The organism is uncultured Campylobacter sp. (genome assembly GCF_938045595.1).
Taxonomy (GTDB): Bacteria; Campylobacterota; Campylobacteria; order Campylobacterales; family Campylobacteraceae; genus Campylobacter_B.
Genome location: NZ_CALIBB010000300.1, coordinates 1 through 6,716, shown reverse-complemented (window position 1 = coordinate 6,716; position 6,716 = coordinate 1). Strand labels below are relative to the sequence as shown.

At 44.5% G+C, this 6,716-nt stretch carries 8 protein-coding genes; 7 read left to right on the top strand and 1 reads right to left on the bottom strand.

Translation table 11 applies throughout. The annotated features are described in order from the left end of the window. Positions 1 to 512: 512 nt before the first annotated feature. From Q0340_RS11540 to Q0340_RS11510, 7 genes are all read left to right on the top strand, one after another. Positions 513 to 1,859, top strand: a complete 1,347-nt coding sequence (locus tag Q0340_RS11540) for a DASS family sodium-coupled anion symporter (protein WP_005873052.1) — start codon at positions 513 to 515, stop codon at positions 1,857 to 1,859. A 166-nt stretch (positions 1,860 to 2,025) separates the two neighbouring features. After that, on the top strand, positions 2,026 to 2,679 hold the full coding sequence (locus tag Q0340_RS11535) for an amino acid ABC transporter permease (protein WP_298083424.1): 654 nt from the start codon (positions 2,026 to 2,028) through the stop codon (positions 2,677 to 2,679). Between the two features lie 2 nt (positions 2,680 to 2,681). After that, the gene (locus Q0340_RS11530; protein ID WP_298083423.1) at positions 2,682 to 3,338 is read left to right on the top strand and encodes an amino acid ABC transporter permease; all 657 of its coding nucleotides are present in this window, start codon (positions 2,682 to 2,684) and stop codon (positions 3,336 to 3,338) included. Next, positions 3,338 to 4,075, top strand: coding sequence for an amino acid ABC transporter ATP-binding protein (locus tag Q0340_RS11525; protein WP_298083422.1), 738 nt, complete (start codon positions 3,338 to 3,340; stop codon positions 4,073 to 4,075). Before Q0340_RS11530 ends, Q0340_RS11525 begins: the two co-directional genes overlap by 1 nt. A gap of 20 nt (positions 4,076 to 4,095) precedes the next feature. Then, entirely contained in the window at positions 4,096 to 4,956 is an 861-nt protein-coding gene (locus Q0340_RS11520) for a cysteine ABC transporter substrate-binding protein (RefSeq protein WP_298083421.1), read from the top strand. 260 nt (positions 4,957 to 5,216) lie between these two features. After that, on the top strand, positions 5,217 to 5,351 hold the full coding sequence (locus Q0340_RS11515; protein ID WP_298083420.1) for a hypothetical protein: 135 nt from the start codon (positions 5,217 to 5,219) through the stop codon (positions 5,349 to 5,351). Then, a complete protein-coding gene (locus Q0340_RS11510) occupies positions 5,348 to 5,794 on the top strand; it encodes a hypothetical protein (protein WP_298083419.1) in 447 nt (148 codons plus the stop codon). Before Q0340_RS11515 ends, Q0340_RS11510 begins: the two co-directional genes overlap by 4 nt. A 16-nt stretch (positions 5,795 to 5,810) precedes the next feature. On the opposite strand, the gene Q0340_RS11505 is transcribed toward Q0340_RS11510, so the two are convergent. Continuing rightward, entirely contained in the window at positions 5,811 to 6,311 is a 501-nt protein-coding gene (locus tag Q0340_RS11505) for a tetratricopeptide repeat protein (RefSeq protein ID WP_298083418.1), read from the bottom strand. Positions 6,312 to 6,716: the final 405 nt, after the last annotated feature.

Sequence of the window (6,716 nt, the reverse complement as noted above, 5' to 3'; positions counted from 1 at the left end):
AATAGCCCCCCACTTAAATTTCGATAAATTTTTAAGGTAAGACGCAGAATTTTATCTCACTCGCATTGGATAAAATTTTATCTCGTTTGCTAAGGACAGAATTCTATCTCGATTGCCAGCACGGAATTCGACGAAATTCTACGCCGCCTCCCCTTGAGCAGTTAACAAATTTAATCTCGGGTGTCATTAAAAAATAATCTGTGATGAAATTTAAAGCGCTTATTTAGTTGTTCGTTTTTATGTATAATTTAAAATTTACACACGAGATAAGTGCCGTGTTACCGATAGTAACTGCACTTTTAAAAATTTAAGACGATTTGATTTGGAATTTATAAAATTCCCGCCTCATTTTTGTATCATAAGCCAAATCTAAAAAAGGAGTATCTATGGAAGAAAACAAAGTGGAATTACGCAACTCCCGCTTACAAGGGCCGCTAGACTCAGACGTAGACGAGCTGGGTTTAGACAGGCTCACCGATACCGTGCCGTTTCCTAAGCGCGGCGTCATCATTATGGCGATTGCCGCTGCAGTGGGCTTTGCGCTATATGCCGCGTTACCATTTGAGCCTAATGTCAAAAAAGGCCTTGCGCTGCTTGCTTTTATCGCGATTATGTGGCTTACAGAGGCCGTGCATATCACGGTAACCGCGCTTATGGTGCCGGTGCTTGCGGTAGCTATCGGACTTGGCAAATTCGCTAAAGATGGCACTTTCACGGCTGCCACCATCAAAAGCACGCTTGCAAATTTTGCAAACCCTACGATCTTTACCTTTTTCGGTGGTTTTGCTCTGGCAACGGCTCTGCATATGCAAAAGCTAGACAAAAAGATCGCGATGTGGCTAATCGCCCGCGCAGGCGGTCGCTTGGGTGTAGCTGCGATTTTAATCTGCCTTGCTACGGCGATCCTTTCGATGTGGGTTTCAAACACCGCAACTGCTGCGATGATGCTTCCGATCGCGCTTGGAATTTGCGCCAACATGGACGAGAGCAAAGATCGCGGCACGCTCGTGTTTTTGCTTTTAGGCATCGCGTATTCTGCAAGCATCGGAGGTCTGGGCACGCTCGTGGGATCTCCGCCAAATTTAATCGTGGCTCAAGCCTTGCACTACAGCTTCGCGGACTGGATGAAGGTAGGTTTGCCGCTAATGTGCGTGATGCTACCGATAATGCTTGTGGTGCTTTATATAATTTTCAAGCCGAATTTAAGTCATAAAATAGAGATGGATCTGGAGCATATCCCTTGGACGCGCGAGCGCATTATTACGATCGTCGTATTTGCTCTAACAGCGCTTGGCTGGATATTTTCAAAGCAAATTTCAGCCCTTGTGGGCTTTAAAGTGGACGATGCTTACGTCGCCATCTGCTCGGCAGTCGTAATCGTCATTCTAGGGCTTGCCAAATGGCACGACATCGCCGAAAACACCGAGTGGGGCGTGTTGCTGCTTTTCGGCGGCGGACTTACGCTAAGTGCGGTTTTAGGCGATTCCGGAGCTTCTAAGGTGCTTGGCGATCTAGTCGCGCACACTTTCGGTGGAGCGCCTACTTACATCGTACTTTTGGTAACGGCAGTTTTCATCATCTGCCTTACGGAATTTACGAGCAATACCGCCTCTGCTGCACTTTTAGTACCAGTATTTGCGGGAGTAGCAGCGCAAATGGGGCTGCCAAAAGAAACTCTTACTATAGTAATCGGTGTGGGCGCAAGCTGCGCTTTCATAATGCCGGTAGCGACACCGCCGAATGCTTTGGTTTTCGGCACGGGACGCATTCGCCAGGCAGAAATGGTACGAAGTGGCGGAATTCTAGCGATATTCTCCGCGTTTTTGGTTTCGGGATACGCGTATATTTTTTACTCGTAAAATTCCGTCAAAATTCTATAGTCCGGGTATCTGCTCGGACTAAATATATTTATAAGATATATTTTTAAACTCCTAAATTTTCGGAATCTTTATAAAAAAATTCTAATTTAATACTATTTTAATCAGTTATCTGTATAATACACATATTTTACGGAAAGAAGAATTTATGGATTTTGATTTTATAGCTAAATTTAGCCCGATGTTCGTAAAGGCGGGAATTTTAACGCTAAAGCTCGCATTTTACGGGATTTTACTATCCATCATCATCGGTTTTATCTGCACGCTGATAAAATACAAAAGGCTGCCGCTGCTAAGCCCGCTTGTGAGCGCATATATCGAGCTATCGCGCAATACTCCGCTTTTAATTCAGCTATTTTTTCTATACTACGGCCTACCGAAGCTGGGCGTTCAAATTTCAGGTTTTACCTGCGCGATCGTAGGTCTTGCGTTTTTGGGCGGAAGCTATATGAGCGAGAGCTTTAGGCTCGGTTTTGAGGCGATAAAAAAATCCCAGATCGAAAGCGCGATGAGCCTCGGTCTTAGCGAGTCGCAGATAGTGTTTTACGTCGTGCTGCCGCGCGCCTTTGCGATCGCCCTGCCCTCTATCAGCGCAAACGTAATCTTTCTGCTTAAAGAAACCTCGATCGTTAGTATCGTAGCGCTCGCCGATCTCGTTTATGCCGCAAAGGACATCATCGGGCTGTATTACAAGACGAACGAGGCGCTATTTATGTTAAGCGTTTCGTATCTGATCATAATCTTGCCGCTTTCGCTAGCGCTTACGCTGCTTGAAAAGCGCCTTGCGTATATGAGAGGCTAGCGATGGAACTCTTAAGCGGCGAAAATTTAATCAGGCTTCTTGGCGGGCTCGGGGTCACGCTACAAATCGCGCTCATCTCGATCGCGGTTTCGCTCGTGCTAGGCTTGGTACTTGGAATTTTAATGGCCTCCGGGCGCAGAGTCTTATACATTCCGCTTAAAATTTGCCTAGAGATCGTACGTATCATGCCGCCTATCGTTTGGCTATTTATCGTATATTTCGGCGCGAGTAAGGCATTTGGCATACACATCTCAAATATCGCGGCTTCGATCATCGTCTTTAGCGTCTGGGGCATTTTCGAGATGATGGATCTGGTGCGCGGCGCCGTGCTTAGCATACCCAAGCATCAGTTCGAAAGCGCCGAAGCGCTCGCATTTAGCAGATCTCAAATTTATCTCTACGTCATCCTGCCGCTTGCGATGAGGCGCCTAGTGCCCGCAACGATAAATTTATTCAGCAGGATGATAAAAACAACCTCGATCGCCGTACTAATCGGCGTCATCGAGCTCGTCAAGGTCGGACAGCAGATCATCGAAGTGAATGTCTTCCGCGACAATTACGCGCCGCTAATCATCTACGGAGCGATATTTTTCGTATATTTTTTGATCTGCTATCCGATCTCGGCGCTTTCGAAAAAACTAGAAAATAGGTGGAGCTGATGGAAATTTTAAAAATCGACAAAGTCAATAAATTTTACGGCGAGCTGCACGCGCTAAAAGACATCAGTCTTAGCGTCGCGCAGGGCGAAGTCGTGGTAATCCTAGGCCCTAGCGGCTGCGGCAAAAGCACCCTACTTCGCACGATAAACGGGTTAGAGCCAGTACAAAGCGGAAATTTTATAATAGAGGGCGAGCGGATCGATCAAAATTTCAAAGAGTGGCGCAGGATCAGGCAAAAGATCGGCATGGTCTTTCAAAGCTACGAGCTCTTCGACCACTTAAATGTGCTACATAATATAATCCTAGGTCCCGTGAAAGTCCAAGGCGTACCGCGCGAGCAAGCTGTAGAGCTAGCCAGGCATTGGCTCAAAATCGTAGGACTAGAAAATAAAGAGCGAGCCTACCCCAAAGAGCTTAGCGGCGGGCAAAAACAGCGCATCGCAATCGTACGAAGCCTTGTGATGAAGCCCAAGATCATGCTTTTTGACGAGGTTACCGCAGCACTTGATCCCGAGATCGTGCGCGAGGTGCTAGACGTAATGCTAAATCTTGCCAAAGAGGGGCAGACGATGCTAATCGTAACGCACGAGATGGGCTTTGCGCGCGCCGTAGCCGATCGCATAGTTTTTATGGACGACGGACACATTGTGGAGATTAATGAGCCGGAGGCGTTCTTCACCGCTCCAAAGAGCGAGCGTGCGAAGAAATTTTTAAATATGTTCGAATTTAAAAAATAAATTTTAATAAAGGAGAAAAGATGAAAAAAACGCTAAGCACGCTTTTTATCTTAGTTGCGTTATTTTTCGCAGGTTGCAACGACGAGGACAAAGGCTCCTCAAATTCCGCGCAAGGTTCCGCCGCGCCGCAAAGTTATATCGACGGGATTAAAAAGCGCGGCGTAGTAAGGATCGCGGTTTTCGGCGACAAGCCGCCGTTTGGTTACATCGATGAGGCGGGCAAAAACGCGGGATATGACGTGTATTTTGCAAAACGTATCGCAAAGGAGCTTTTGGGCGATGAGAGCAAGGTTCAGTTCGTGCTCGTAGAGGCCGCTAATCGCGCGGAATTTTTAGCGTCGGATAAGGTCGATATCACGCTTGCAAATTTCACCGTCACGCCGGAGCGTAAGGAGGTCGTGGATTTCGCGCTGCCGTATATGAAGGTAGCCCTCGGCGTCGCAAGCCCGAATGGCGATATCACCGATGTTTCGCAGCTTAAGGATAAAACGCTTTTAATCAACAAGGGCACGACCGCAGATCTGTATTTTACGAAAAACCATCCCGAGATCAAGCTTTTAAAATTTGACCAAAATACCGAGACTTTCGGTGCGATGCTGGACAGCAGGGGCGATGCGATCGCGCATGATAATACGCTTTTGTTTGCGTGGACGAAGTCAAACCCTGGCTTTAAGGTAGGTATCCGCTCGCTAGGCGATCAGGACGTCATCGCGCCTGCGGTCAAAAAGGGCAACGACGAGCTTCGCAAATGGCTTGACGATCTAATCGTAAAACTCGCGGACGAAAACTTTTTCCATGCCGACTACGATGCGACGCTAGCGCCGGTATACGGTGACGACATCAAGGCTGACGACGTCGTAATCGAGGGCGGAAAGCTATAAATTTCATAAATTTCGGTGGCCGCAATACTGCGCGGCTGCCCCTCCCCCAAATATAAAAAGCTCAATACTTCTTAAATTTTAAACGCGGCTAAGTACTTTTAAATTTTATTGCAATTCCTACAAAGGTGTTATTTTTGGCTTGAATAGGCTGCGGCATTTTTATGCTTAAAATTTCAAAGGGTGTTTTGCGCCCAAAATTTCGGATTATGAATGTTTTAGCTCCCTACATTTCGGATTACAATACAAAAAGGAGAGTTGAAATGCGTAAAATTTTTATCATTTTAGTAGCGGCTGCGGTTTTGATCGGCGGTTGCAGCGCTTTGGTTAGTGTAGGCGATAGCAATACTAACTCAGTCGGTCATACAAATAATTTTAACAAAAAGGATGGAAAATGAAAAATAATGAAGTTGTTTCAAACAATCTTAGTTTTGAACAAAGACAGGCTGCTGCCTTTGCATTTTTAAAGGCATTTTATACCAGAGAAGAGTTGGGCTACAGCGTAGATCGCTATAGCTATACCGATGTGACCGAGGATATCATAGATATCGTAAATCAAATGGGCAAAGAGATACTATCTAATGCGAGAATTTTGGTAGCTGCAAGTATCTTTAAAACCATTGCGGAAGGAGCAGGAAATATATTTGAATTTATATCTGCCTTGATCCAATTGCTATATGCAGAAGACATTCCAACCATAGCAAAACTTTTAATCTTAACGCAGGAAAAACTTGCAAAAGAAAAAGAAACGATTAAAAGCAATAGACTAGCTTATACCGCCCTAATTCTGATACTAAACAGAGAAAAGGGTAATATCGAACTAAAATTCAACGGATTTTAGTTGTAATCGAGAGGTTTTAAAACCTCTCGAGACTATCACAGCTTAGTTTATAGCCCAAATCGCAAGCCTTTTTAAAATAGTTTTTTGCTTGATTTTTATACTCTTTTTTAGACTTTTTATTGCTTTCGCCATTAAATTTACTTTTGTATTCATCGCCTACGGCATCACAACTTGTTGCATCTCCTAGCTCACAAGCTTTTTTACTGTATTCAAAAAAAATCTCTTTATTCATGTCAATGCCGCCAAAACCCAGATAATAAATATTTGATGCTGAAACACAAGCATCCTTTTTGCCAAGTCTGCATTGCTCTTTATAATAAGTCAATGCTTCAACCGTATATTTATTACAAAGCTCTTGATCCGCCGAGTTATCATTTCCAAAATTTACACCCGCCTTATGGTTTTTTATGCAAAACTTATAAAGATCGTCGATACTATCCGTCGCGGGATCAAATTTAAATTCATCTGCAAATGATATTCCCATACTCAAGGCTAAAATCAAAAGAATTTTATTCATATGCCGCTCCTCTTAGAAATTTCTATATAATTATACACAAATCTGACTTACATCCCCAACCCTCTACCCCCAATCACCTCATTTTTAAATTTCCTATCTCTCAATCTAGCTCGTATTTTCTTGCTAATTCGCTCAACTGCCTGTCGTATTGTGTTTTCAAGCTCTCGCAGCTGTACTGCAAGTCCTCTAGCGCCGTCATAGAGAGCTAGAATTTAACGGGTTTTAATAAAGACGATGGGGCAAAACCCTCCTCGTCCTATTTAAGATACCTGTAAGCTACCTTATCGCCTAGCTCGTAAACTTTTTTAAAAAATTTCATCCAAATATCGCCCTTATGCGGTGCGCGCGCCTCATTCGCTCCAAATTTTGCGGTTCAAATTTAGCTCGCTCACGATACCCACAAGC

Excerpts from the sequence above, each read along its gene's own strand:
- Q0340_RS11540 (WP_005873052.1), top strand. The coding sequence starts at position 513 with ATGGCGATTGCCGCTGCAGTGGGCTTTGCGCTATATGCCGCGTTACCA.
- Q0340_RS11535 (WP_298083424.1), top strand. The coding sequence starts at position 2,026 with ATGGATTTTGATTTTATAGCTAAATTTAGCCCGATGTTCGTAAAGGCG.
- Q0340_RS11530 (WP_298083423.1), top strand. The coding sequence starts at position 2,682 with ATGGAACTCTTAAGCGGCGAAAATTTAATCAGGCTTCTTGGCGGGCTC.
- Q0340_RS11525 (WP_298083422.1), top strand. The coding sequence starts at position 3,338 with ATGGAAATTTTAAAAATCGACAAAGTCAATAAATTTTACGGCGAGCTG.
- Q0340_RS11520 (WP_298083421.1), top strand. The coding sequence starts at position 4,096 with ATGAAAAAAACGCTAAGCACGCTTTTTATCTTAGTTGCGTTATTTTTC.
- Q0340_RS11515 (WP_298083420.1), top strand. The coding sequence starts at position 5,217 with ATGCGTAAAATTTTTATCATTTTAGTAGCGGCTGCGGTTTTGATCGGC.
- Q0340_RS11510 (WP_298083419.1), top strand. The coding sequence starts at position 5,348 with ATGAAAAATAATGAAGTTGTTTCAAACAATCTTAGTTTTGAACAAAGA.
- Q0340_RS11505 (WP_298083418.1), bottom strand. The coding sequence starts at position 6,311 with ATGAATAAAATTCTTTTGATTTTAGCCTTGAGTATGGGAATATCATTT.